At 75.2% G+C, this 24,492-nt stretch carries 22 protein-coding genes; 8 read left to right on the top strand and 14 right to left on the bottom strand.

The annotated features are described in order from the left end of the window. Positions 1-2: 2 nt before the first annotated feature. Entirely contained in the window at positions 3-308 is a 306-nt protein-coding gene (locus ACYQ77_RS26810; protein ID WP_459716040.1) for a hypothetical protein, read from the bottom strand. Positions 309-1,199: 891 nt separating this feature from the next. Between ACYQ77_RS26810 and ACYQ77_RS26815 the strand changes: the two genes are divergently transcribed. Continuing rightward, positions 1,200-1,565 (top strand): helix-turn-helix domain-containing protein, encoded by a 366-nt coding sequence (locus ACYQ77_RS26815; protein ID WP_459716041.1) that lies wholly within the window; start codon positions 1,200-1,202, stop codon positions 1,563-1,565. Here ACYQ77_RS26815 and ACYQ77_RS26820 read toward each other — a convergent pair whose 3' ends face one another. From ACYQ77_RS26820 to ACYQ77_RS26835, 4 genes are all read right to left on the bottom strand, one after another. Beyond that, complete coding sequence (locus ACYQ77_RS26820) at positions 1,566-2,156, bottom strand: ClpP family protease (protein ID WP_459716044.1); 591 nt, start codon at positions 2,154-2,156, stop codon at positions 1,566-1,568. Further along, positions 2,153-2,761, bottom strand: a complete 609-nt coding sequence (locus ACYQ77_RS26825) for a ClpP family protease (protein WP_459716046.1) — start codon at positions 2,759-2,761, stop codon at positions 2,153-2,155. Before ACYQ77_RS26825 ends, ACYQ77_RS26820 begins: the two co-directional genes overlap by 4 nt. Positions 2,762-2,844: 83 nt before the next feature. Then, entirely contained in the window at positions 2,845-3,615 is a 771-nt protein-coding gene (locus tag ACYQ77_RS26830; RefSeq protein ID WP_459716048.1) for an SAM-dependent methyltransferase, read from the bottom strand. Positions 3,616-3,625: 10 nt separating this feature from the next. Continuing rightward, positions 3,626-4,669, bottom strand: coding sequence for an ArsR/SmtB family transcription factor (locus ACYQ77_RS26835; protein ID WP_459716050.1), 1,044 nt, complete (start codon positions 4,667-4,669; stop codon positions 3,626-3,628). Positions 4,670-4,734: 65 nt separating this feature from the next. Here ACYQ77_RS26835 and ACYQ77_RS26840 point away from each other — a divergent pair, with 65 nt between their 5' ends. The 4 genes from ACYQ77_RS26840 to ACYQ77_RS26855 all read left to right on the top strand — a co-directional run bounded on the left by ACYQ77_RS26840 (position 4,735) and on the right by ACYQ77_RS26855 (position 10,233). Then, positions 4,735-5,787, top strand: coding sequence for a hypothetical protein (locus tag ACYQ77_RS26840; protein ID WP_459716052.1), 1,053 nt, complete (start codon positions 4,735-4,737; stop codon positions 5,785-5,787). A 161-nt stretch (positions 5,788-5,948) separates the two neighbouring features. Continuing rightward, a complete protein-coding gene (locus ACYQ77_RS26845; protein WP_459716054.1) occupies positions 5,949-8,651 on the top strand; it encodes an AfsR/SARP family transcriptional regulator in 2,703 nt (900 codons plus the stop codon). Between the two features lie 59 nt (positions 8,652-8,710). After that, on the top strand, positions 8,711-9,478 hold the full coding sequence (locus tag ACYQ77_RS26850; RefSeq protein WP_459716055.1) for a hypothetical protein: 768 nt from the start codon (positions 8,711-8,713) through the stop codon (positions 9,476-9,478). Continuing rightward, complete coding sequence (locus ACYQ77_RS26855; RefSeq protein ID WP_459716057.1) at positions 9,475-10,233, top strand: ESX secretion-associated protein EspG; 759 nt, start codon at positions 9,475-9,477, stop codon at positions 10,231-10,233. The genes ACYQ77_RS26850 and ACYQ77_RS26855 overlap by 4 nt, the downstream gene beginning before the upstream one ends. Positions 10,234-10,256: 23 nt before the next feature. Here ACYQ77_RS26855 and ACYQ77_RS26860 read toward each other — a convergent pair whose 3' ends face one another. From ACYQ77_RS26860 to ACYQ77_RS26875, 4 genes are read right to left on the bottom strand one after another with little or no spacing between them, the layout of a single operon-like run. Next, positions 10,257-11,240, bottom strand: coding sequence for a hypothetical protein (locus ACYQ77_RS26860; protein WP_459716058.1), 984 nt, complete (start codon positions 11,238-11,240; stop codon positions 10,257-10,259). Continuing rightward, a complete protein-coding gene (locus ACYQ77_RS26865) occupies positions 11,237-12,151 on the bottom strand; it encodes a hypothetical protein (RefSeq protein ID WP_459716060.1) in 915 nt (304 codons plus the stop codon). Before ACYQ77_RS26865 ends, ACYQ77_RS26860 begins: the two co-directional genes overlap by 4 nt. Continuing rightward, positions 12,148-12,486, bottom strand: a complete 339-nt coding sequence (locus ACYQ77_RS26870; protein WP_459716062.1) for a PadR family transcriptional regulator — start codon at positions 12,484-12,486, stop codon at positions 12,148-12,150. The genes ACYQ77_RS26865 and ACYQ77_RS26870 overlap by 4 nt, the downstream gene beginning before the upstream one ends. 45 nt (positions 12,487-12,531) lie before the next feature. Further along, positions 12,532-13,986 carry a DUF7782 domain-containing protein gene (locus tag ACYQ77_RS26875; protein WP_459716064.1) on the bottom strand — a complete coding sequence of 485 codons (1,455 nt, stop codon included), beginning with the start codon at positions 13,984-13,986 and terminating at the stop codon, positions 12,532-12,534. A 52-nt stretch (positions 13,987-14,038) separates the two neighbouring features. Between ACYQ77_RS26875 and ACYQ77_RS26880 the strand changes: the two genes are divergently transcribed. After that, positions 14,039-15,649: a protein kinase domain-containing protein gene (locus ACYQ77_RS26880; protein ID WP_459716066.1), complete on the top strand. Its 1,611-nt coding sequence runs from the start codon at positions 14,039-14,041 to the stop codon at positions 15,647-15,649. Here the strand turns inward: ACYQ77_RS26880 and ACYQ77_RS26885 are convergent. The 5 genes from ACYQ77_RS26885 to ACYQ77_RS26905 all read right to left on the bottom strand — a co-directional run bounded on the left by ACYQ77_RS26885 (position 15,646) and on the right by ACYQ77_RS26905 (position 23,328). Continuing rightward, positions 15,646-17,652: a transglutaminase family protein gene (locus ACYQ77_RS26885; RefSeq protein WP_459716067.1), complete on the bottom strand. Its 2,007-nt coding sequence runs from the start codon at positions 17,650-17,652 to the stop codon at positions 15,646-15,648. The two genes, ACYQ77_RS26880 and ACYQ77_RS26885, sit on opposite strands and share 4 nt — an antisense overlap. Positions 17,653-17,701: 49 nt before the next feature. Continuing rightward, positions 17,702-18,838 (bottom strand): DUF58 domain-containing protein, encoded by a 1,137-nt coding sequence (locus ACYQ77_RS26890; protein ID WP_459716069.1) that lies wholly within the window; start codon positions 18,836-18,838, stop codon positions 17,702-17,704. Then, on the bottom strand, positions 18,835-19,815 hold the full coding sequence (locus ACYQ77_RS26895; protein WP_459716070.1) for an AAA family ATPase: 981 nt from the start codon (positions 19,813-19,815) through the stop codon (positions 18,835-18,837). Before ACYQ77_RS26895 ends, ACYQ77_RS26890 begins: the two co-directional genes overlap by 4 nt. After that, positions 19,812-21,956, bottom strand: coding sequence for a hypothetical protein (locus ACYQ77_RS26900; RefSeq protein ID WP_459716072.1), 2,145 nt, complete (start codon positions 21,954-21,956; stop codon positions 19,812-19,814). The genes ACYQ77_RS26895 and ACYQ77_RS26900 overlap by 4 nt, the downstream gene beginning before the upstream one ends. Before the next feature lie 172 nt (positions 21,957-22,128). Continuing rightward, positions 22,129-23,328 (bottom strand): phytase, encoded by a 1,200-nt coding sequence (locus tag ACYQ77_RS26905; RefSeq protein WP_459716074.1) that lies wholly within the window; start codon positions 23,326-23,328, stop codon positions 22,129-22,131. A gap of 62 nt (positions 23,329-23,390) precedes the next feature. Between ACYQ77_RS26905 and ACYQ77_RS26910 the strand changes: the two genes are divergently transcribed. Both ACYQ77_RS26910 and ACYQ77_RS26915 read left to right on the top strand, forming a co-directional pair. Next, positions 23,391-23,753, top strand: coding sequence for an RNA-binding S4 domain-containing protein (locus ACYQ77_RS26910; RefSeq protein ID WP_459716075.1), 363 nt, complete (start codon positions 23,391-23,393; stop codon positions 23,751-23,753). A gap of 536 nt (positions 23,754-24,289) precedes the next feature. Beyond that, positions 24,290-24,492 (top strand): hypothetical protein (locus ACYQ77_RS26915; RefSeq protein WP_459716077.1); only part of this gene is annotated, 203 nt, incomplete at its 3' end.

Consider the following 24,492-nt stretch of genomic DNA (forward strand, 5'->3'; position numbering starts at 1 on the left):
CGTCAGTCGGTGATGTTGAACCACTCGATGCGTCCCGGTTTGAAGTCCATCCCGTTCTGCACGCCCTGCCCGGTGAAGTCGGTGGTCAGTGTCTGCCAGGTCTGGCCGAGCCACACGCGGAACGTCTGCCGCGCCTCCTCCACGTCCCTGCCGTACCAGCGGATGAACACCACCTTGGAGCCCATGCCGCACGCGATGACGTAGGCGTTCGCCCCTCGTGCCCGCGGCGCACCGAGGGGTTCCAGCACCGGGTCGATCCCGTACCGCCGCTGGTAGCTGATGCTCGCCGGCTCCCGAAAACTCACCATGTCGAGTCGCCCCCATCCGAGGTGATGTGAGGATGATCGGCCCGTTCACGGTGCCGTTAGGCCGTCCACGCGACACTGTCAAGAATTTGTCACGAGAGGTGCGCGTGCAGTAGCAACGGCGATGCGGTGCGTTCACGTCGGCGCACGAACGGAACAAAAAGCCCATTCCCGTGGCGAGGGCGGCGAAGCCGCCCGGCGCCGAAGGCGCCACCCCACTCCGTCGAGAAGCCGCACGAACGGGATACCCCGGTATTGGTTCGGTGGTGGCGGCGGGCAGAGAGGCGGGCAGGCGCCAGCCTGCCCGTGAGGGCCTGGCTTAGGGTGGCGGAGGCTCGCGGGTCAAGGGTTGCGCAGCAATCCGGCGAAGCCGGACGCCGAAGGCGCCCTTGACGCGTGAGTGCGCCGCCCGCACAATCCGCCGCCACCACCGAACACCCCGGAACGGAGAACCCCGGGACCTACCCAAGCCGCACCGCAAACACACCCCGAACCCAAGCAGCGGCCAAACCCGAGCAGCGCCCGAACCCAAGCCGCGCCAACGCCAGCCCAACCAGAGGCCAGCAAGATCAACCCTGGCCTCCGGCCCCCCGAAACCCAGCGTACCGGCGACCACCGACAAGACCAGCCGCCAAGACCCGAGTTGTCCACAAGCGACGGCCTCCGGCCCCCCGACATCCAGCCTAGCGGCCATCACCGACAACACCGCGCCCCGGCAACGAAACCATCCACAGCCCGGCGCGACCGTCCACAAGCGACGGCCGCCGGCCCCCGGCGCTCAGCCTACAAGTCACCACCGACGAGACCGGCCGCCGCGAGCGGGGTTGTCCACAACCGTTCTGCCCGGAGCGTAACCACTGCGCCCACGTCGCCCGCCGATGTCAGGATGGCCCCATGGCGGACATCCTCCCCTTCCACCGGAAACCCGACCGGAATCCCGACCGGGACCGTGCACAGGAACGAGAACCGGGCCGGCAACCCGATCCCCTCTGGCGGGACGTGCTGGGACCCCGCCTGCGCACCACTCGCGAACAACAAGGCGAACGCCTCGTCGACACAGCCGAGAAGGCAGGCATCTCCCCGCAGTACCTGTCCGAGATCGAACGCGGCCGCAAGGAACCGTCGAGCGAGATGATCGCGGCGGTGGCCGGGGCGCTGGGCCTGGACCTCGCCGACCTGCTGATCGGTGTGGCGAGCGACGTGCGGCGGCTCCGCGTCGCCACCGCACGTCCCTCCGGTCCGGTGTTGCTCGCCGCCTGATCAGGGTCGCTGGTCCAGCACGTGGTCGGCGAGCCCGTAGGCCACGGCGTCCACGGCGTCGAACACGCGGTCGCGGTCGGTGTCGTGGCGCAGGTCGGCCGTGCTGCGGCCGGTGTGCGCGGACAGGATCTCCTCGAGCTGGTTGCGCACCCGCACGACCTCGTCCGCCTGGAGGATGAGGTCGGGGATGGTGCCGCGGCCCTGCGCGGCGGGCTGGTGCAGCACCACCCGCGTGTGCGGCAGCACGGCACGGCGCCCCGGCTCGCCCGCCGCCAGCAGCACCGCCGCCGACGCCACCGCCTGGCCGACGCACGTGGTCGCGACCGGCGCCTTGATGTACCGCATCGTGTCGTACAGGGCCAGCGCCGCCGACGGGTCACCCCCCTCGGAGTTGATGTACAGGTCGATCTGCTGTTCCGGGTTGTCCGCCTCCAGGTGCAGCAGCTGCGCGATCAGCGCGTTCGCCACCCCGGAGTCGATCGGCGTGCCGAGGTAGACGATCCGGGACGTCAGCAGGTGCGAGTAGACGTCCATGATCCGCTCGCCGCCCGGGACGCGGGAGATCACGTTGGGAATGGTGTAGGTGCTCATGCCGACAACCCCAGTTCGTGTGTGCGCACCGGCACGACCTGGCCGAGGCTCGCGACGATGTGGTCGATGAAGCCGTACTCCCGCGCCTGCTCCGCGGTGAACCAGCGGTCGTGCAGCGAGTCGGCGAAGATCCGGTCCACGGGCTGCCCGGTGTCCTCCGCGATGAGGCCGAGCACGGTGTCCCTGGTGTGGCGCAGGTCGTCGGCCTGCACCTCCACCTCGACCGCGGACCCGCCGATGCCCGACGAGCCCTGGTGCATCAGGATCCTGGCGTGCGGCAGCGCGAACCGCTTGCCCGGCGTGCCCGCGGACAGCAGGAACTGCCCCGCGCTGCAGGCGAGTCCCAGCGCGAGCGTCGACACGTCACACGGCACGAGCCGCATCACGTCCCGGATCGCCAGCATCGACGGCACCGACCCACCCGGCGAGTGGATCCACAGCGCGATGTCCTTCTTGGGGTCCTCGCTCGCGAGCGACAGCAGCTGCGTCGCGAGCACCGTCCCGTTGTCGTCGTCGAGCACGCCGTCGAGCACCAGCACGCGCTGGCTGAAGAACCGCTCCCGCAGCCGGTGGTCGAACAGCGGTGCCCCGTTGTCGTTCGTCATGACTCCGACGATGCCGCGCTACGGGCCTCGCCCGCCGCCGGTGCTGCTGTGAGCGGATCCGCCCACAGCAGCGCGGTCCGCGGCTACTTCTCCGCGACGGCGCTGTAGGCGAGGGCGTCGATCTCGTCGCCGGACTCGACGGTCCACCGCAGCGGGCGCAGACCCGGCTCGCGGAGGCGCCACGGGCCGAAGAGCGCGCGGAACTCGTCGGCGGTGCGGCTGAGCACGGTGATGCCCGCCTGCCGGAACAGGCCGACCGCCTCGGCGACGACCGACGGGTCGAGCGTGTCGCCGCTCGCGTGGGTGGCCGCGACGCGGCTGCCGGAGGCGAGGCGGGCGTGGTAGCGGCGCAGCACCTCCGCGGGCGGGACCGCCGCGTCGTCGGGCAGGCAGTGCAGCACGGCGGCGGCGAGGACGCCGACGGGCCGGTCGAGGTCGAGGACCGCGCGGGTCACCGGGTGGTCGAGCACCTCGTCGACCGCGCTGACGTCCGCCTGGAACACGCCGACGTGCCGCGTGCCCTCGATGCCCGCCCGGACGTGCTCCACCGTGACCGGGTCGATGTCGACGTACACGACGCGGGCGCCAGGGTCCTTCGCCTGGGCGACCAGGTGGCTCGACTGCGGGGTCAGCATGCCGCAGCCGAGGTCGAGGACCTGCGTGACGCCCGCGTCGACGAAGTCCGCGACCGCCTGGCGCGCGAAGGCCAGGTTCGCCATGGCGAAGTACCGGTAGCCCGGCATCAGCTCGAACACCCGCTGCAGCAGCCCGCGGTCGATGGCCGTGGTGCTGGCGCCGCCGACGGCTCCGTTGTACACGCGGGACAGCGCGGGCTTCTCCACCGAGGGCTCCATGCCGGACAAGCTATCGGCCACCGGCGGGCTCGCCAACCGCGCCCGCCGCCCAGCGTCCCGGCTCGCCGCCGCTCACGAGGTGGTCGCCGAGCGTGGTGCGCCGGTACAGCACGGCGCGCCCGTCCCGGCGCGCGGTGACGATGCCCGCGCCCTGCAACGACTTCAGGTGCGCGTTGAGCGTCGGCGCGGCGAGCGCGAGCTGGGCGGCGAGCTGCGTCGTGGACATCGGCAGCTCCAGCAGCGCGAGGATCGCGGCCCTGGTGCGGCCGACGACCCCGGCGAGCGGCGACTCGGAGACGTCCGGCGCCGACTCCCACAGCCGCCCGAGCCCGCGCGGCGAGTACGTGAGGCTCGGCCGCGGGTCGGCGGTGCTCACCAGCACGTCCGGCCACACGAACGCGCACGGCACCAGCAGCAGCCCGCGTTCCCGCAGCCGTGCGCGGCCGTCGTAGTACTTGACGATCGTCAGCAGGTCACCGCGCATCGCGACCGACGGGTGCAGGGTGGCGAAGAGCCCCGCGACGCCACCCGCCGCCAGCTCGTCGAGCCGGTGAGTGAGGTCGTCCCGCAGGAGGGCGTGGATCCGCGGCCAGTGCGGGGCGATCGCGGCGTGCCAGTAGCGCCGCAGCGCGGTGACGATCCGCTCGACGGCGCGGGCGGGGTCGGCGAGCAGGTCCCGCATCAGCTCCGCCCGCTGCGCGGCGGCCGGCCCCTGCTGCGCGACCGGGTGCTGGGCGAGGTGGGCCAGCTCGTGCGTCACGACGGCGAGGTCGGTGGCGGCGATCCGGGCGAGGCCGGTGTCGAGGTCGCCGGTGCGGCCTTCCGGGGTGGGCAGCAGGAAGTCCGGCACGTAGCCCGCGGGGCGGACGACGGCGGTCAGCAGTGCCATGTCCACGTCGTCGAGCCGGGCGCCGACGGTCGCGAGCCACGGGCCGTGCACGCCGTTGCGGCGGCCCGCCGACAGCGCGCGCAGGCTCGTGACGGCCTCGGCGACGGGTGAGAACGCGAACCGGATCCGCCGGTAGTCGGCCGGGGTGAACTCCAGCTCGATCACGCCCGGAGATTAGTCCTGTGCCTAATCGTCGACCAGCGGCCGGGCCCGGTGCGATCGTCGGCGCCATGAGCGAGACGCTGCTGGCGGCCTACGAACGGCTGCACGACCACGGCCCCGAGTTCGGCGGCGACGAGGAGGGCAACCACGGGCTGACCAACCACGGCCCGATGGCGGCCGAGGTGATGGTGCGCCGCGGCCTGCCCGTGGACGTCGACCGGTGGCTCGACGGCTACGTGCGCAGGCTGGCCGACCTGCCGACGCCGTCGGAGCGCATCACCGACTGGCGCGCCGCCCTCGGCGACGCCCGGCGGATGCCCGACTGGACGGCGTACTTCCGGGCGGAGCTGCGGGCCGCGCCGTGGCGGGACGTGCTCGCCACGTGGTGGCCGCGGCTGCTGCCGGGCATCGCCGCCGGTTCCACGCACGGCGTCATCCGCGTCGGGCACGCGGTCCGCACCCTGACCACCGCCACCAGCCCGCAGGCACTGGACGAGCTGGCGAACGGGCTCGCGTTCTGGGCGGGCCGGTGGCGGCCGGTGCCCGTCGACGGCGCGGGCGCGGCGGCGGCCGGTGCCGCCGAGGCGCTGGCGGCGCTGCCGGAACTGCCGGACCGCAGCGGGTTCATCGCCCACCGCCTGACCCGCCTGGCGGCGATGCCCGAGTGGCCCGCCGCCGTCGCCGCCATGCCGGTGCCCACCGCGGACGACGACGTGCCCACGGCACTCGCGACCCTCGTCGACGCGGCGACCGTGCGGTACCTGCGCGTCGGCCGGCACTCGCCGGTGCTGCTCGTGCACACGGCGACCGCGCCGAACGCGGTCCTGCACTGCCTGCCGGTGCTGCCGAAGACGGTGTGGCGGGCGAGCCTGGTGGCCGCGTGGGCCGCAGCGGCGGCGATCACCGTCACCTACGCCGGCCCGCCCGCCGACCGCCCGGCCGCGCTGCTGAACACCGGCGACCCGGCGGGCACGCTGCTGGACCGGGCCGCCGACCACCGCGACGAGCACGTCCTCAAGTTCGCCGACACCGCGATCGAGTCCTACGACCGCACCGGTGACGCGGCCGCGCTCGCCGCGGTGCACCTGGCCGCGGACCTGATCGAGCCGCCGCGCCAGTGAAGCAGGGCGGTGGCGCCACCCCCAGAGACGCCACCGCCCGCGTCCACGCTCCTCACCGGGTGTGAAGGCGTTCTTGTGGAAATCTTGAATCCCGGGAACGGGCCGGTTGCGAGGCCCGCGGCGCACCGGATACCAAGGGGGAAACGGAACGAAGGAGCCGAATGCCCGTCGAGTTCCGGTTGCTGGGGGCGGTCGAGCTGCGGGTGGACGGCGTCCCCGTCGACCTCGGTCACGCGCGGCAGCTGAGCGTGCTCGCGATCCTGCTCGTCGACGCGAACCAGGTGGTGCCCGCGGACCAGCTGATCGACCGGGTGTGGGGCGAGCACCCGCCGCAGACCGCGCGGAACACCCTCCACGGCTACCTGCACCGGCTGCGGCAGACGCTCGCCGGTGTGCCGGGGGTCGCGATCGGGCGCGGGCCCGGCGGGTACGTGCTGACCGTCGACCCCGATGCCGTCGACCTGCACCGCTTCCGCGGGCTGGTCGCCGCCGCCCGCGGCACGACCGACCCGCTCCCCCTGCTGGACGAGGCGCTGCGGCTGTGGCAGGGCGACGCGCTGCCCGGCGTCGCCACCCCGTGGCTCGACGACGTGCGGCGCGGGCTCGACCGCGAACGGCTCGCCGCCGAGCTGGACCGTGCCGACGCCGGCCTGCGCGCGGGCAGGCACGGCGAGCTGGTGTCGACGCTGTCCGCGCTGGCCGAGGCGCACCCCCTGGACGAGCGGCTCGCCTGTCAGCTGATGCTCGCGCTGTACCGGGACGGGCGGCAGGCCGACGCGCTCGCCCGCTTCCAGCTGACCCGCGACCGGCTCGTCGAGGAGCTGGGGGTCGATCCCGGTGCGCCGCTGCGGGAGCTGCACCGGCGGATCCTGGCCGCCGACCCCGCGCTCGCCACCACCGCCGCGGTGCCCGTGCCGCGTCAGCTGCCCGCCCGGCCGCCGCTGTTCACCGGGCGTGCCGCGGACCTCGCGCAGCTGGACAAGGCGCTCGCCGCCGACAGCCTGGCGCACGTCGTCGCGGTCACCGGCGCGGGCGGGGTCGGCAAGACGTGGCTGGCGCTGACCTGGGCGCACCGCAACGCCGACCGCTTCCCCCACGGCCAGCTGTACGTCGACCTGCGCGGGTTCGCGCCCGCGGGCGAGCCGGTCGCCCCCGCCACGGCGCTGGCCGCGTTGCTCGACGCGCTCGGTGTCGAACCCGGCGCGCTGCCCGCGGGCGAGGACGCGATGGCCGCGCGGTACCGCAGCCTGCTCGCGGGCAGGCGGATGCTGATCGTCCTCGACGACGCCCGCGACAGCGCGCAGGTGCTGCCGCTGCTGCCCGGCACCGGCACGTGCGCGGTGCTGGTCACCGGCCGCAACCGGCTGACCGGACTCGCCGCGGCGCACGGCGCGACGACCGTCGAGCTGGACGTGCTGACCGAGTCGGAGGCGAGGGACGTGCTCGCCGGGCACGTCGGCGCGGACCGGGTCGCCGCCGAACCCGGCCCCGTCGCGGGGCTGCTCGCGGCGTGCGCCGGGCTGCCGCTCGCGCTCAGCGTCGTCGGCGCGCGGGCCGCCGCCCACCCGGCCTTCCCGCTCGCGGTGCTCGCGGACGAGCTGCGGGACGCGGCGACCCGGCTCGACGCGCTCGCCACCGGTGAGCTGACGGCGGACCTGCGGGCCGTGCTCACCACGTCCAGCCGCGCGCTCTCCCCGGCCGCGGCCCGGCTGTACGGGCTGCTCGGCGCGGTGCCCGGTCCGGACATCGGCACCGCCGCGCTGGCGGCACTCGCGGAGGCGCCCACCGCCGCGGCCCTGCGGGAGCTGGAACGCGCGCACCTGGTGCGCAGGCACGTGCCCGGCCGGTACCGCATGCACGACCTGACCCGGCTCCACGCCGCCGAGTCCGCGCCGCCCGGCGCGCTGCGCAGGCTCGCCGGCCTGTACCTGGCGACCGCCCACCACGCCGACCGCGAGCTGAACCCGCACCACCAGCCGCTGGAACCCGAGCCGGACCCGGGCGCCGAACCGGTCGACCGGCCCGAGGGCCGGGCCAGCGCGAAGGAGTGGTTCGACCGTGAGCTGGCCGTGCTCCTCGCCGTGCAGGAGGCCGTCGCCGCGCGCGGCTGGCACACCCCGGCGTGGCAGTTCGCGTGGGTGCTCGACGGGTACCTGTGGCGGTCCGGGCACCTGCTGCACCACGTCGCCACGTGGCGGATCGGGCTCGCCGCGGCGGAACGGCTCGGTGAGCGCACGATCCGGGCCCGCGCGCACCGCAGGCTCGGGCAGGCGTTCGCGCGGGCCGAGCAGCACGCCGCCGCGCTGTCGCACCTGGACCAGGCGCTCGCCGCGACCGACGACCGCATGGAGCGGGCGCGGGCGCACGACGTGTACGCGTGGACGTGGGCGCGGCACGGCGACCACCGCAAGGCGCTCGAGCACGCGGAACACGTGCTGCGGCTGTACCGGGAGCTCGCGCTGCCCGCACGGGTGGCGAACGCGCTCAACACCGTCGGCTGGTACCACGCGCACCTCGGCGAGTTCGACCGCGCACGCGCGCACTGCGAGCAGGCGGTCGCCATGCACCGCGCGCACGGCGACCACGACGGCGAGAGCTGCGCGCTCGACAGCCTCGGCTTCGTCGCGCGGCAGGCGGGCCGGTTCGGCGAGGCCGCGGGCCACTACCGGGCCGCGCTGGCCGTGTTCCGCCGGATCGGGAACGCCTACGAGGAGGCGAACACGCTCGACAACCTCGGTGACGTCCTCGACGCCACGGGCAGCCCGGCCGGCGCGGCCACGGCCTGGCGGCAGGCGCTCGACCTGTACCGCGCGCAGCGCCGCACCAGGGAGATGACCGCCGTGCAGCGCAAGCTCGCGCGCTGACCTGCGGATACAAGATTCCTCCCAGCCTTGTCTCACCTCGCGGCGGCATCGTGTGCCGGGTGGAGGACACGTTGCGCACGCACCGCGAGAACGCGCAGGAGATCGGCGCCGCGTTCGCCGGGGAGGCGGACCGGATGGCGGCACGGCTGCGCGAGCTCGCCGCCAGGATGGTCACCGAACCCGCGCTCGGCGACCCCGCGAGCGCGGACTTCGCCGCCGCGCTGAACCGGCGGCTCACCGACGGCGACGGCTCGTACCTCGGGCGGGCACGCCAGTACGTCGAGGAGCTGCGCGCCGTCGCGGGCACGGGCGGGCGGTCGCCGGGCACGACCGGGACCGCGCCCGGGACCGGCGTCGGCTACCACCGGTACGAGGGGTACCCGCTCGAGGAGAAGATCGCCTGGGCCGCGCGGGACGGCGGCACGCGGACCCTGGTGGCGGCGCAGGACGCGCTGCGCGCGCTGGGCCGCGAGCTCGTGGCGAGCGAGACGCGGCTGCGCGCGGTCGTCACCCGGCTCGGCGGGAGGTGGCTCGGCACGGCCGGGACCACGGCGGTGTCCGCGATGGTGGCCGCCACGCAGCTCGGGGCGCAGCTCGAGGCGGTGAAACGCGCCAGGTACGCGATGCCCCGTGCCGCGCCGCCCCGCGACGGCGTCGACCGCGCCGACGGCCGCATCGCGTACCTGTTCGACGTCCAGACCGACGTCGACGAGCGGGTGCTGCGCCGCCGGGCCGCGGAGGACGAGGCGGACCGGCAGCTGTACCTGCTGGAGTCCGCGTCCCGCGTGCACCTCGCCGCCATCCCGGTGCCGGGCGGGCAGCCGTGACCGAACTGTCCACTGTGGAGTTCGAGGTGTGCTGGGACCGGCTCGGCCTCGGCCCGTTGCCGCCGGTGCTCGACATCCCCAGCACCGGCCGGACCCACGAGGAACGCCGGGCCACCGTCACCGCCGCGTTCGACGCGCTGCGCGCCGCCGGGCTCGCCGACTGGCACGGCCCGAGCGCCGCCCTCGCCGCGGACCTGGCTCTGCTGCGCCGGTGCACGTGGGCGGTGGACGCCCGCGTGATGACCGGGCGGCTCGTCCGGGCCCGCGCCGCGGTGGCCGGCGGCCGGGGTGTGCTCGCCGTGCTGGACGGCGACCGGGTCGTGCTCCGCGCCGTGCCGGTGCACGAGGTGGTCGACGAGGTGACCGCGCTCGCCGGGGCCGCGCCGCCGGGCCGGATCGAGTCGGTGAGCGTGCGCGCCGACGCGCTGGACACGGCCGCCGCGGTGGCGAACGACGACCCGGTGGCGTTGTCCGACGGGCTGGTCACGCTCGGCGAGCAACCCGCGGACGCGAGCGCGGTCGCCCGGATCTGCCACGGCGCGCACACCAGGGGGCAGTTCGCGATCCGCCCGGAAGGCCGGGAGCCGGTGGCCTTCCACACCACCACCGAGGCCCGCTACCTGCACCTGCGGCGCGACGGGCAGGTCACCTTCACGTCCGACCCGGGCCCGCTGCTCCCCGCGCGGGTGCGCGGTGCACTGCCCGCGACCACACCGTGCCCGCCGACGGCACCGTGCGGTCACCGACCTGGCTGATCAGCCGCGCCGGCCGGTCAGGTTCACGCGGTTCCTCCCGTGAGCCGCGCACGCCGCCGTGGCAGGCCGGCGAACACCACGAGCAGCGCCAGCGGCACCCCGGCGCCCACCGCCAGCGCCACCTTGTGTCCCACGTCGTGCGGCAGGAGGAACATGAGCGTGCAGGCCATCGCGGGCACGCAGAGCACCAGTGCCGCCCGCCTGCCCTCGCGGGTCCGGACGCCGGCCGCCGCGTACGCGCCGACGGCCAGCACCGCCGACGCGAGGAACCACGGCACGACCCGCTCCAGCCAGTACCCCTCCATCCCCATCACGGCGGGGAAGCGCAGCACCGCCCACGTGTCGAGCGACTTCATCACCAGCACGACACTCGCCACGACGGCCACCGCGAGCACGGCGACCCGCCTGCCGCTCACGAGTTCCCACCCGCGGGCGGGCCCCGGCGACCACGTCAACGCGGCGGCGACCACCGCGCCGAGCAGCAGCCACCCCACGTCGGCGATGACGGTGTCCAGGTAGAAGATGTAGTAGAAGTCGTCGATCCACGGCACGACCAGGAACCCGGCCGTGCCGAGCCACGCGCCGACGGCCGCGGTGCGGCGCATGCGGAACAGGCTCAGCAGCGCCACCACGAACCAGGTGGCCCACACCGGCGCAGGCGTGAAGTCGTGGATCCACGCCGCCCACATGCCGAGCTGCACCACGGTGGCGGCCTTGTCCACGACCGCCGCGGCACCGGCCAGCATCATGACCGGCCCGAGCAGGCTGACGATCGCCAGCACGTCCCGGTGGTCGATGCCGCCGTCCGCGCCGACCACGCGCCTGGCGTGCAGGCGCAGCGCACCCAGCAGCAGGTCGGCGGTTTCCCCGCGACTGGGCCGGGTCCGGTCGCCCGCCCCGGCGAGGAGCACCCCCAGCATCTCCTCGCCGTGCCGCTCCCGGTGATCACGCGGGTACCACCCCAGCAGCCCGCGGTACCGGCCGGCCAGGTCCTTCGGTTCGCTCACGCCATCCCTCCAGTCCGCCGGGGCAGACCGCCCAGCACCACGAGCACGACGACCGGCACGCCGTAGCACACCACCGCGCCCACCACGAAGTCCGCGCTCCTCGGCATCACCAGCATCAGCAGCGTCACCACGACGGGCACGGCGAGCACCAGCGCGGCCCGGCGCCCTTCCCGGGTCCGCGGGCCCGCGGCGACGAGAGCGCCGGCGACCAGCACCGCCAGCGCGACACACCAGATCACCATCCGGACGCCACCGGTCCCGTGGTGGAGCACGTTGTAGGTGCCGAGCGACCCCACCACCAGCACGACGCCCACCGCGACCGCCGCGGCGAGCAGCACGACACGCCTGCCCGGCACCAGTTCCCCGCCGCGGTCCGGACCCGGCGAGAACGTCAACGCCGCCGCGACCAGCACGCCCAGCAGCAGCCAGCCCGCGTTGACGAGCACCTCGTCGTAGAACGAGGCCCGCCCGAGGAGGGGACCGGGCAGCAGGCCGAACGACCCGATCCACGCGCCCACCGCCGCCGAGCGCCGCATGCGGAACAGGGTCAGCACCGCCACCACGAACCAGACGGCCCAGAACGGTGCGTCCGGGCTCGCCATCGTCCGCGAGCCCACGCGCACCCACGCGGCCAGCCGGTCCAGCACCGGCGCGGCGCCCGCCAGCATCATGAGCGGCCCGAGCAGGCTGACGATCGCGAACACGTCCCGGTGGTCGACGCCCGCGCCCGCCACCCGCCTGGCGTGCAGGCGCAGCGCGCCCCGCAGCAGGTCGGCGGTTTCCGCGCGGGTCGGGCGCGTCCGCTCCCCCGCCCCGGCGAGGAGCACCCCCAGCATCTCCTCGCCGTGCCGCTCCCGGTGGTCACGCGGGTACCACCGCAGGAGCCTGCGGTACCGGTCGGCCAGGTTCATGCGGTGCCTCCGGACAGCCGCGCACGCAGGCGTTGCCGCGCGGCACGCGTGTGCGCCTGCAGCCGTTCCACCTCGGCGGCGAGCCGTGCCGCGCCCGGTTCGGTCAGCCGGTAGTAGCGGCGGAGGCGGCCGTCCACGACCTCCTCGCGGTCGACGTCCACCCACCCGTCGGAGCTGAGCCGGTCCAGCGCGGCGTAGAGGGTGCCTGCCTGCAGGGACACGCGTCCTTCCGAGATCTCCTCGACGTCGCGCAGGATCCCGTACCCGTGCTGGGGCCGGGCCGCGAGCGCCGTGAGGATCAGGAAGGTCGGCTCCCGCAACGGAGCATTGGGCATGGTGATCTTTATATACAGATCACCTGACTATGGCAAGCCCGGCGGCTACGCGGGCACGAGCATCCCGTGGCGGACGAGGTCGCGGACGATCGGCAGTGCCGCCCCGGTGTCGATGCCGTCGTAGGCGATCTCCAGCAGTGCCAGCAGATCCGACAACGGCAGCGCACCGCGGCACCCCGCGAGGAGCTTCGCGGTCGGCTCGTCGATCTCGTGCTGCCAGCCCGGCCCGTCCATCCGGTGCAGCCGCCGCACGACCGGTTCCCAGCCCTCGTCCCCCGGGGACGAGACCTCCTCCAGCACGACCGTCGGCGGCACGGTGAACCGCGTCTCCGCGAGCGCGTCGCCGTGCGCGCGCAGCCACGCCACGTTGTCCAGCCACCGCGCCGACTCCGGGCCGAGCGGGTCGTCGTAGTGGTGCCGCAGGTCCTCGCACACGACCTCGGGGTCGGCGACGTCCGCGCGGCGCAGCGTCACGTACCCGAAGCCGACGCCCTCGACGTCGTTGTCCGCGAACCAGTCCAGCCACGCGGACGCCTTCTCCCTGCCCTCCGCCGACCGCGGGTCGATGCCCGCGTCCCGCAGCCACGTGCCGACGTACAGCCCCGGGTCGGCGACGTCCCGCTGCACGAACCACGCGTCCACGCCCGGCGGCAGCCACGACGTGACCCGCTCCGCCCAGTCCTGGCCCGCGCGGTGCAGCCACGACGCGAGCAGCTGCCCGACGCCGCCCTCCGCGAGCAGCGCGGGCATGGTCCGCACGACCAGTTCGCTGGCGCCGTCGCCCGCGAGACCGGAGTCGCGGTAGGTGTAGTCCACGCGCGCGGGCCCGACGACGAACGGCGGGTTGCACACGACCTGGTCGAACCGCCTGCCCGCCACCGGGTCGAACCACGGCCCGGCCAGCAGCTCCACGTCCAGCTCGTTGAGCAGGAACGTGCCGCGGGCCAGCGCGAGCGCCCGGCCGGACAGGTCGGTGGCGGTGATCCGTTCCGCGTGGGTGCTCGCGTGCAGCGCCTGGACGCCGCACCCGGTGCCCACGTCGAGCAGCGTGCCGACGGGCCTGCGGGCGGTGGCGCGGGCGAGGCTGATCGACGCGTGCCCGACGCCGAGCACGTGGTCCTCCCGCACGGCCCCGCCGCGCTGGTCGGCGTCGAGGTCCGCGACCACCCACCAGTTCTGCTCGTACGGCCGGATGTCCAGCCCGGCCCGCCCGTCCGCCGTGAGCACCTCGTTCGCGACCGCGTCGGCCAGGTCGACCGGGCCCAGGGCGGACCGGATCGCCTGCTCGGGCTCGGCGTCGCCGAGCAGGAACAGGCGGATGAGGGTGCCGAGGTCGCCCGCGTCCCGGCTCGCCCGCCGCGCGGGCTCCGGCTCGCCCCGGCCGAGCGCGGCGTGCGCCTGCGGGCCGAGGGCCACGACGACCCCGTCCGCGGTGTACCCGGCCGTCAGGAACGCGTCACGCAGCCGAGCGCAGAGGTCGGCGGAAAGATCAGGAAGCACGGAACGACATGCTGTCACGCCACCACAGCCCTCGCGACACTAGACTGCGCAGGTGACCGACCCGGACGCCGAACTCCGTGCCTGGGCGCCGAAACCCGGCGATCCGACCACCCCCGGCCCCCGGCTGCCGGGGTACAGCGACTTCCGGCTCGTCGCCGAGGGCGGCGAGGGCACCGTCTACCGCGCCCGGCAGGACGGGCTGGACCGGTTCGTCGCCGTCAAGGTGATCAACGTCGAGGACCCGGCGCGGCTCGCGCGGTTCCGGCGCGAGCTGGAGATCACCGTGCGGCTCGGCCGCCAGCACCCGCACATCGTCACGGTCATCGACACCGGCACGACGCCGGACGGGCGGCCCTGCATCGTGATGGAGTACCACGACCGGGGCTCGCTGCAGGACCGGCTGCGGGCACACGGGCCGCTGCCGGCCGGCGACGTGGTCGCGGCCGGGATCGCGGTCGCCGACGCGCTCGCGTTCGCCCACGCGCAGGGCTACCTGCACCGCGACGTGAAGCCGCAGAACATCCTCGTGCTGCCGACCTCCTACGTGCTCGCCGACTTCGGCATCGCGCGCATGGCCGACGGGGCGATGACCTCGTCGCTGCAGCTGGTGAGCTACTGGCACGCGGCGCCGCAGATGCTCGACGGCGCGGAGCCGTCCCCCGCCGACGACCTGTGGTCGCTCGGGTCCACGCTGTTCACGCTGCTCGACGGCGCCCCGCCGTTCGCGACGGACGACGACACGATGCTGTCGTACCTGGCCCGCGTGCGGACGGCCGACCCGCGGCCGCTGCGCCGCGCCGACGTCCCGCCCGAGCTGGCCGCGATCCTGACGCGCTGCCTGAGCAAGCGCCGCGAGGACCGTTTCCCGGACGCGGCGGCACTGCGGGCGGCGCTGTCGGCGGTCGAGACCGGGACGCGGGGCTGGACGCCGTCGGTGCCGGTCGCCGAACTGCCCGACTTCGGGCCCCGGCCGGCGGCGCCGCTGCCGGAGATCCCGCCCGACGACGAGGACCCGACGTCGCGCGACCTCACGGTGGCGGGCCCGGGCAGCGAGCTGGCCGGGCTGACCGTGCGGCTCCCCGACGCGCCGCCCGCCGTCGTGCCGCCGCCCGCCGTCGCGCCGTCCGCGCCGGCGGACGAGCCCGCGCCGCGGCGGAAGGGCAGGACGGGCCTGGTGCTCGGGATCGCGGCGGTGGTCGCGGGCGTGACGGCCGGCGTGGCCGCGACCGTCCTCAGTGGACGCGACGAGACGGGTGCCCGGCCACCGGCGACCACCACGACGCCCGCCACCACGGCGACCACCACAACGACCACCACAACGACCACCCCGACGACCACCCCGACGACTCCGCCGACGGCGAGCGCCCCGGTGACCGGCAGCGACCCGGCGTTCGCCCCGGTGCTGCGGCCGCTGGCGGACCGGGGCGACAGCGTCACGCTCACGTGGACCGACCCGACCGACGGGGGTGCGGAGTTCGTGGTCGTGGACGCGACCGGAGAACAAGGGCAGGCGCTCGTGCAGCTGCCGTCCGGCACGACGACCCACACCGTCGAGGGGCTCGACCCGGCCGCGGACCGCTACTGCTTCGTGGTCCTCGCCATCGGCCTGGACGACCCGGCCACCGACCGGGGCGTGTCGGAGCGGCGCTGCACCGACCGCTAGCGCCGCCACAACGGCCGGGGGTCCACGGCCCAGAACACCCTGCGGTACCAGGGAATCCGGCGGCGCAGCTCGGCACGCACCTGCCGCGCCAGCGGCCACGCCGCCGGTCCCGGCGGCCGCTCCGGCGCGAACGCGGCGCGGTCGGCCAGCGCCGCGAGCCCGTCGGCGCCCGGGACGGCGAGGTCCGCGGCGATCTCCGGCGCCGGCCGGTGCCGCGCGGGTGTCCGCCCGGCCAGGAGCAGAGTGTCCAGCACGTACGCCCACGCCCCCGCGGCACCCGCCCGCCGCAGCCGGAACCGCCGCCCGGCGCGCAACGTCCCCAGGAACGCCACGACGAGGATCGGCACCCCGGCCACGAGCAGGAACCACGGCCGGCGGACGGGTTCCGGTGCCGCCGCCGCGGCGTCGGGCTCGTCCGCGGTCGGCAGCGGCGGTCCGGTGGTGTCCGGTGTGGACGGTGTGGAGGCAGGCGTCGCGAGGCGGTTGATCACCTCGCGCCGGGACGCGGTGCCGGGACCGTCGTCGGTGCCGGAGACCGGGTCGAACGGCACCCAGCCCCAGCCCGAGAAGTACACCTCGGGCCACGCGGTCGCGTCCCGCGCCCGGACCACCGACACCCCGTCGGGCCCGGGTGCCACCGGGTGGAAGCCGACCACGAGCCGCGTCGGCAACCCGACGGCACGCGCGAGCACCGCGAAGGCCGACGCGAACTGCTCCGCCGTCCCCGCCGCCGCCCCGGACGTGCCCGGCGCGCCGAACAGGAACGTCTCGAGCCGCGCGTACGACGACCCGACCGGCGCCTCCGCGTCCGGGTGCCGGCCTGCGCGCACGACCTCCTCGATCGCGACCGCCTTCTCGAACGGGGTGCGCGCGTCGGCGACGGCCCGCCGCGCGTACTCGGCGAGCGAGTACGGCAGGCCGGGCAGCGCGAGGTAGCGGCGCGCGGTCGCGGCGTCCGGCACGCCGGCCGCGAGGAGGTCCCCGTCCGCCGGGGCGTCCACTGTGGACGTCACGGTGTAGGTGAAGCCCCTGCCCGCCCCCGAGGGCAGGACCATCGACCCGGAGTCCGGGTCGACGACCGCGTCGTCGGCGCTGGTGGCGACCGGCCTGCCGGTGGTGGGCAGCCACGGGACCGCCAGGTCGCCGATGGTGACCTCGACCTCGGTCTGGGCACGGCGGGCGCCGTCGGGCAGCAGCGGCGGGGCGACCGTGCCGAGCGGCCCGTACAGGGAGGACGCCTGCCAGGTGGCGCCGGTGTAGTCGGTCAGCGCGACGAGCCGGGTCGGCGTCTCCGCGCCGCGCACGCGGAAGAGCTCGGTGTCGCCCCGCGCCGCCCAGGACGCGAGCCGCGGCAGCGGGCTCGACACGGGCAGGTCGCTCACCGGTGGTGTGACGAGAGTTCTCGGCTCGAAGGGCGCGCGGGCGGGCAGGAGCGTCGCCACCGCGGCGACGGCGGCCAGCCCGACGACGAGCGCGGCGGACAGCGCGGCGGGGCGGTCGACCACGACCCACCCGACGGCGATCACGGCGAGGAGGGCGACCGCGCCGAGCCCGTGCGGGTCGGCCTGCCCGGCGGTGAGGAGCGCGGCGGCGACGTACAGGACGGCGCCACCCACGGCGGGCACGACCAGCGCCGCGCGGGCGAGGGTCATGGCGCTGACGAGCGCGACGGCGACGACGAGCAGCACACCCGGCACGAGCAGGCCGGCGGTCGGCGGCGCGGGCCGGGGCGCGGTGAGCAGGCGGGGCACCGAGTCGAGCACGGCGTCGAGCGGCCCGGGCGCGGGAGCCGCGTAGTAGGCGCCGACGACGGCCGCGGTCAGCACCACGAGCACGGTGAGCCCGGCGGGCACCCCCAGGGCACGCGCCCCGAGCACGACGCCGAAGGTGCCCACGACGGCGGCGACGAACACGATGGCCGCGACCACCCCAGCCCAGCCCGCGGCCAACTGCACGGCCCCGACCCCGAGCACGACGGCGGACCACCCGGCACGAGCGATCACCGCGGCCACCGCCCTGTCGCACAGGGAAAGCGCGTCCTCGCCCCGGCCGTCACCGCACCACCACCGTGTCCCACAGCGACAGCACGTCCTCGGCGCGCGGCCCGGTCAGCACCAGCACCGTCCCGACGGCGGCGACCGACGGCGCCTCGGCGGACCGGTCCACCACCAGGACCACCCCGGCCGACGCCCGTCCCGCCTCGAGCAGCAGCGGCGCCTGCTCCGCGCCCGGTCCGGAGACCACCGCCACCACGTCGAGGTCCCGCGCGGGCACCGACAACGCGCCGGTGCCGTCCGCCGGCGCGATGTCCGCGAGCGCGGCGAGCACGTGGTCGGTGTCCCCCTCCACCTCCAGGTCGACCGCACCGGAGGCGGCCAGCAGCCGCGCCGGGTGCCCCGCCCCGGCCGCGGTGCCGAGCAGCGACGCCGCCACCTCGACCGCGTCCTCGAACCCGTCGGCGTCCGGGTGGCTCGCCACCCGGTCGTCGAGCAGCACGGCGAGGTGCGGGCGCGCCGGGTCGGCGTCCTCGCGGATCATGAGCGTGCCGGTGCGCGCGCTGGTGGCCCAGTGCAACCTGCGCAGGTCGTCGCCCGGGACGTACTCGCGCAGGCCGACCAGGTCGGTGCCGCCGCGCTCGACCCGTTCGTCGGCGCCGACCTGCCCGCGCCGCACCCCGGACGGCAGCCCCCGCACCGGCAGCACGCGCGGCACGACCCGGACGTCGACGGTGCCGCCGAGCACGGCACGGGACTCGGTGAGCCCGGCCAGCCCGTGCCTGCGCAGTTCGAGCGGCCCGACCGGCAGGACCCCGCGCCGCGCGGTCGGGATCGGGTACTCGACCGTGCCGCTCTCCCCCGCGGCGAGCGCAGGCACGGCCACCGGCACCCGTTCGCCACCGACCGGCTCGACGGCGTCCAGCCGCACCGGCAGCCGCCGCGCCGTGCTGGTCAGTTCGAGGGTCCCGGTGCACGCGTCGAGCCGGTGCACGGTCCTCGGCCGCACGGACCGCGCCGCCCGCACCGGTGCGGGCACGACCACCGACACCACCGCGGCGGCCACCAGCACGGTGAGCGCGAGCCCGAGCCCGGCCACGCCCGGATACCGCCACCACAGCCCGAGCCCGGCGAGCAGCAGCCCGAGCACCAGTGCCCCGCCGCCACGCCAGGTGAGGCGCACCCGCCCGCTCATGACGGCCGCGGCACCGGCACGCGCTCGACGACCGCCGCCAGCACGTCCTCGGTGGTCGTGCCCGCCAGCAGCGCCTCCCTGGTGAGCACCAGCCGGTGCGCCAGCACGGGCGCGGCGAGCCGCTGGATGTCGCTCGGCACCACGAAGTGCCTGCCCTGCGCGGCCGCGTACACCTGCGCGCACCGCACCATCGCCCGCAGGCCGCGGGTGCTGGCGCCCAGGCGCAGCGCGGGGTCCGTGCGCGTCGCGGTGCCCAGTTCGCTGATGTAGCCGAGGATCGGCTCCGCGACGTGCAGGTCGGCGAGCAACCTGCCGTAGCCCGCGACGGTCTGCGGGTTGGTCACGGTCGGCACCTGCGCGACCCGGCCCGCGCTGCTGCCGGGCCGCAGCACGTCCAGCTCGTGCGCGGGGTCCGGGTAGCCGATCGAGGTGCGCAGCATGAACCGGTCCAGCTGCGCCTCCGGCAGGCGGTAGGTGCCGTCGAGGTCGATCGGGTTCTGCGTGGCCACCACGAGGAACGGCTCCGGCACGGCGTGCGCGACCCCGTCCACGGTGACGGTGCGTTCCTCCATCACCTCGAGCAGCGCCGACTGGGTCTTCGCGGCGGCACGGTTGATCTCGTCGGCCAGCACGACGTTCGCGAACACCGGGCCGGGCCGGAAGCTGACCTGGCCGCTGCGCGGGTCGTACACGGACGTGCCGGTGACGTCCGACGGCAGCAGGTCGGGCGTGAACTGCACCCGGCGCGACAGTCCGCCGAGCGCACCGGCGACGGCACGGGCGAGCGTGGTCTTCCCGGTGCCCGGCACGTCTTCGAGCAGCACGTGCCCGCCCGCGAACAACGCCACCAGCACCAGGTCGACCACGTCCCGCTTGCCGCGCACCGCGGTCTCCACGGCGTCCGCCACCTGGCCGTGCAGGACCGCGAACTTGGCGATCTCGTGCTCGCCGACGCCCTGGCCGGTCACCACGGTCATGAGTCGTTCCTCCTGGCGTACAGCAGCACCGCGATGACCAGCAGGCCGAGTCCGGCGCCCGCCTGCCCGAACCGGACGGGCCGCTCGACGGGCGACAGCTCGAGGATCTTCCCGGTGCTGAAGCAGGCGTACTTGCCGCACGTGGGTTCGCGCGGCCCGGCCACCGACTTCGGCGCCGAGTCCACCGACCGGCCGTCGCTCGCGTGCGCGCGCACGACGAGCCGGTTGCTGCCCTCCTCCACGGCGATCTCCGCGGCGGTCGCCGAGCAGGCGATCGCGGTCGTGTAGCCCTGCGTCGTGTTGACCAGCTCGCAGCGGCCGTCGTGGTTCGCCCAGTCACTCGGCGGGTTCAGCGCCATCGTCCTGGTGTAGTCCAGCCGCCCGCCGGCCAGGACGCCGCCGATGATCGACGCGCCCGCGGACGGCAGCGACGGCGATGGCGGCGGTGGCGGTTCCTGTGTCGTCGTCGTGGGCGGCGGCGCGGGCGGGTTCGTCGTGGTTACCGGGGGTGGTGCGGGCGGGTTCGTGGTTGTGGTCGGGGCGGGCGGCTGGGTGGTCGGGGCAGGCGGCTGTTGCTGCGGCGGCGGCACGTTCCACGAGGCGGTGCCGGCGGCGCCGCGCCCGGACCGGTTGGCCGCGGTGACGGCGACGTCGAGCCTGCCGTTGTCGCAGAACGTGGTGCCCGCGCAGGGGAACGTGAGCCGCACGCTCGTGTCGGTGGTCTGCGCCGACTGGCTGCCGCCCGTGAAGTCGCCGCTCGCGACGACCGCGTACGACGTGATCGCGGAGCCGTTGCCGGCCGGCGTGCCCCAGCTGACGGTGGCGGTCAGTTCGGTGGCGGTGCGCTCGGCGAGCATGACCGTGACCCCGGGCGGGGCGCTCGGCGTGCCGCCCCCGCCGCCACCCGGCTGGGACGGGCCGGTGGTGCTGCCCGGGCCCGGTGCGCTCGGCGGCCGGGGCTGGTCACCGCGCCCGGGCCGGGCCGGCTCCTCCGGTCGCGGGCTCGGCCGCGGCGGCGACGGCACCTCCGGGATCGGCGGCCGGTCCGGGTTCACGACGGGCAGTTCGGGGCTGCGGATGGTGACCGGCTTCGTGGCGCCGTCCGCGTCGACGACCACGCCGCGCTCGGCGCCCGGGCCGCTGATGAACAGCCGCCCGTCGTCGAACACCAGCTGCGGGTCGCCGCCACCCGGGGCGGGGATGTCCCTGGCGCCGCGCTTGCCGCCGCGGTCCAGCACGACGACCTTCCCGGCGCCGAGGCACGGCACGTACACGCGGTCGCGGAACACGACCGGCCTGCCGGGCCGCGCGCAGCCGAGCGCGGTCGCGTCGACCCGCACCACGCGTTCGCCGGTGACGAGCACGACCGCGCCCTGGTCCGGCACGGCCGCGGGCACGAGCCCGGACGGGCTGTTCTGGGCGGCGAGCACCTCGCCCGGCAGGCGCGGTGTCGCGCCGCTGACGTCCTGCCCGGTGCCGACCTGGACGACGACGCCGTCGTCGAGCCCGAAGAGCGTGACCCCGGAGCGGTGCGGGACGAGCACGGTCGCGGGGCCCGCGCCACGCACGGTCTCGTCGGACTTCTCGCGGAACGCCCGGTCGTCGTCGGACCACTCGAGCGCGTGCAGGTGCCCGTCGTGGTCGACGGCCCACACGACAGCGGCGTCGTCGACCACGACGTCCGCGAGCGGCCGCCCGGCCCGCCACGGCTCGCCGACGTCGGCGAGCGTCACCGGATCGGCGTTGCTGATCGTGCCCGCCGCACGGTCCACGACGTAGACGCGGCCCTGCGCGACGAGCACCTTGCCGGCCTGCCCCGGCGGGACCTGGCGCCGCCCGCTCGCGAGCAGCGTCGCGAGGTCGATCACGGTGAGCTGCCCGGTGCGCCGGTCGAGCACGACCAGCACGCCGTCCTTCTGCGTGATCTCCAGCCGCGCGCCGCCACCGGCGACCCGCAGGCGGACCTCCGGGCGGCCCGAGGCCGGGTTCACCTGGACCACCTCGCCACGCGGGTCGTCCGGCAGCCACGTCAGCCCGTCGGACACGTCGACCGCCGTGCGCGCGACGCCGGTGCCGAGCACGGCGCCTGCGATGAGCAGCACCCCGAGCGACGCGGCCCCGAAGCTCGCCGAGTCACGCACGCGGCCCCGCGTGCCGAACAAACGCCGGGCAATCCCCTGAAGCACGGCTGAATCCCCAAGTCTCCCCGACCTGCGCGCGCGATGCTACCGACCTGGTCCGGCAAGGACCATCGGAACCGACGACACCGTTTCCACTCCGTGTTCGGAGCACGCGCCCGCGCGGTTGGGGGACTCACCAGTTCAGTGCCGGCCCGGCGTCGAGGAGCTTGAAGTTGGTGTTCGTACGGCCCTCGGCGGGGGTGTTCTCGCCGTCGTGCACGACCAGCAACCCGTTGGGGTACCGGCGGCCGAGCGGCGTGGTCGTCACGGCGGCGCCGTCGCTGTGCTGCACGCCGTCGATCGACGGGCCGTCGGTGATCTCGAACCCGCTGACGTGACGCAGGCCGTCCCGGGTGATGCGGTAACGCGCGAACCTGCTGTCGCCCTGGCTGGAGGCGAGCAGGACACGCGGGCCGCCGTGCCGCGGGTAGGCGATCGTCAGGCCCTCGGCGTCGGCCGTGAGGTGCGTGCCGGCTTGCGGGGGCGCCGGTGCGGTCGGCACGCACTCCTCGGTCTCCTCGTCGTAGCGCGCGGGCTGCCCGAAGCTCCGCACCCGGTCGACGAGCACCGGTGTGCCGAACCCCGTGGTGGACAAGGGGATCCGCCAGATGCCGACGTCCTCCTGCGCCGCGTACAGGACGTCGTCGACGCGGTCCACGACCATGCCCTCGACCTGCGGCCGCTCCCCCGGCTCGGCGCACGGCGTCCAGGTGCCGCCGCCGACGCGGAAGGTGCCCGGCAGGTCGATCAGCGCCGTCCTGCGGTAGGTGACGCCGTCCGCGGCCCGGACGAGGCGGAACAGGCCGAGGCTCGTCTCGTGCCGTCTGCTGGCGACCACCCACGGGGTGCCGCCGGGACCCGCCCAGGTGGTGAGGCCGTAGGCGGTGCGCTGCTCCTCGACCTCGGCCGCGCCGGCGCTGAAGACGAGCGGCGGGTGGGAGGTGGTGACGTCGGCGAGCGTGCGGTCGACCTCGTACACGCGGAGGTGGTCGAGCCCGCGGTCGCTGACGACGGCGTACCGGCCGACGACGTCGACGTTGTTGAAGCGGCCACCGGGTGCCGTGGCGATGTGCTGGAGTTCCCTGCCACGCAGGTCGACGACCGTGAGGCCGCCGTTCTTGAGGGTGCCGATCACCACGCTGTCCTGCGGTCGCTCGTGGTCGATCCAGATGGCGGGGTCGTCGGCGTCGGCGTCACCCCCCACCTCGTCGTCGAAGTTCGGGGCGGTCTCGGCCTGCGCGTGGAGGCGGTCGAGGGGCGCCGCCGATGCGGTCGCCGGGACGGTGAGCAACGCGGCGAGCGCGGCGGCGGCGATGGCGGGGAACCGTGACATGGCGGCAGTCTCCTCACCCGAGGTGTACGGCCGGTGAACGCGGTCGGTCATCATGTACGACTGTGGAGTCCACCCGAGTGGACCGCTGGCTGTGGGCGGTCCGGCTGACGAAGACCCGCTCGGACGCGGCCGCCGCCTGCCGCGGCGGGCACGTGCGCGTGAACGACCGGCCGGCCAAGGCCGCGACCAGCGTGTCAGCCGGCGACGAGGTGCGGTTGCGTGCGCACGGGATCACCAAGGTGGTCGAGGTGACCCGGGTGATCCAGAAACGGGTCGGCGCACCGGAGGCGGCGATGTGTTTCATCGACAAGACCCCCAAGCCGCCGCCGGAGGCGTTGGTGCCCGTCGCCCGGCGTGATCGTGGCGCGGGGCGGCCCACCAAGCGGGATCGGCGTGTGCTGGACAAGTTCCGGCAGGGCGGGTAGGGCGGTCTGTCCACAGGTGCTGTGGTTATCCACAGGTGGGTCTTGTGGCCCGCGGGTTGTCGGTGGGTGCCGGTAGACTGGACAGCGGGGTGCCCCCGGGAGTGGTGGGGGCTGCCCGTATGTACTGGGGCTGCGGCTTTCTTTCGGTTTTCGCAGGTCAGCGGTTTGTGTCCCGGGTTTTGTGGTTGGCCTTGTTGTGGGTTTTTCCCTCCGGGGGGTCCTCGCCGGACGGGCTGGTCTCCGGGATGGCAGGGGGTCGGGCACGGGGCTGGTTTGGCAAGGACTGGTGTCCGTTGTCTGCCTGCCATCCCGTCGACCTCCCGGAGGGCTATCACACCGCGTCAAGGGGGCCCGGCGGCTTGGGCATCGGGCTGGTTCGTGCTTCGGGCCCCCTTGACCCGGTGCGATCGGGCTTCGCCAGGTCGACGGGATGGCAGGCAGGCAGGTCCTTGGTGAGCTGCGCTCGGCTTGGGCGGGCGAAGCCCGCTTCGCGGGCCGGGCGCGCAGCGCCCGGCTTCCCGGGTGGCGGTTGGGCCGTGAAAGGCGCGTTCGCGGCATCGGCGGGTACTGCGAAAGGCGCGTTCGCGGCATTGAGCGCCGGTAACGCGCCCTTCGCGGCATCACTGGTGCTGGCAACGCACCTTTCGCGGCGTCAGCTTGCCCGCTTCGCGGGCCGGGCGCGCAGCGCCCGGCTTCCCGGGTGGCGATTGGGCCGTGAAAGGCGCGTTCGCGGCATCGG

The organism is Actinophytocola sp. KF-1 (genome assembly GCF_054661535.1).

Bases quoted from the DNA above. Each gene is read 5' to 3' on its own strand.
- ACYQ77_RS26810 (WP_459716040.1), bottom strand. From the start codon at position 308: ATGGTGAGTTTTCGGGAGCCGGCGAGCATCAGCTACCAGCGGCGGTAC.
- ACYQ77_RS26815 (WP_459716041.1), top strand. From the start codon at position 1,200: ATGGCGGACATCCTCCCCTTCCACCGGAAACCCGACCGGAATCCCGAC.
- ACYQ77_RS26820 (WP_459716044.1), bottom strand. From the start codon at position 2,156: ATGAGCACCTACACCATTCCCAACGTGATCTCCCGCGTCCCGGGCGGC.
- ACYQ77_RS26825 (WP_459716046.1), bottom strand. From the start codon at position 2,761: ATGACGAACGACAACGGGGCACCGCTGTTCGACCACCGGCTGCGGGAG.
- ACYQ77_RS26830 (WP_459716048.1), bottom strand. From the start codon at position 3,615: ATGGAGCCCTCGGTGGAGAAGCCCGCGCTGTCCCGCGTGTACAACGGA.
- ACYQ77_RS26840 (WP_459716052.1), top strand. From the start codon at position 4,735: ATGAGCGAGACGCTGCTGGCGGCCTACGAACGGCTGCACGACCACGGC.
- ACYQ77_RS26845 (WP_459716054.1), top strand. From the start codon at position 5,949: ATGCCCGTCGAGTTCCGGTTGCTGGGGGCGGTCGAGCTGCGGGTGGAC.
- ACYQ77_RS26865 (WP_459716060.1), bottom strand. From the start codon at position 12,151: ATGAACCTGGCCGACCGGTACCGCAGGCTCCTGCGGTGGTACCCGCGT.
- ACYQ77_RS26870 (WP_459716062.1), bottom strand. From the start codon at position 12,486: ATGCCCAATGCTCCGTTGCGGGAGCCGACCTTCCTGATCCTCACGGCG.
- ACYQ77_RS26890 (WP_459716069.1), bottom strand. From the start codon at position 18,838: ATGAGCGGGCGGGTGCGCCTCACCTGGCGTGGCGGCGGGGCACTGGTG.
- ACYQ77_RS26895 (WP_459716070.1), bottom strand. From the start codon at position 19,815: ATGACCGTGGTGACCGGCCAGGGCGTCGGCGAGCACGAGATCGCCAAG.
- ACYQ77_RS26905 (WP_459716074.1), bottom strand. From the start codon at position 23,328: ATGTCACGGTTCCCCGCCATCGCCGCCGCCGCGCTCGCCGCGTTGCTC.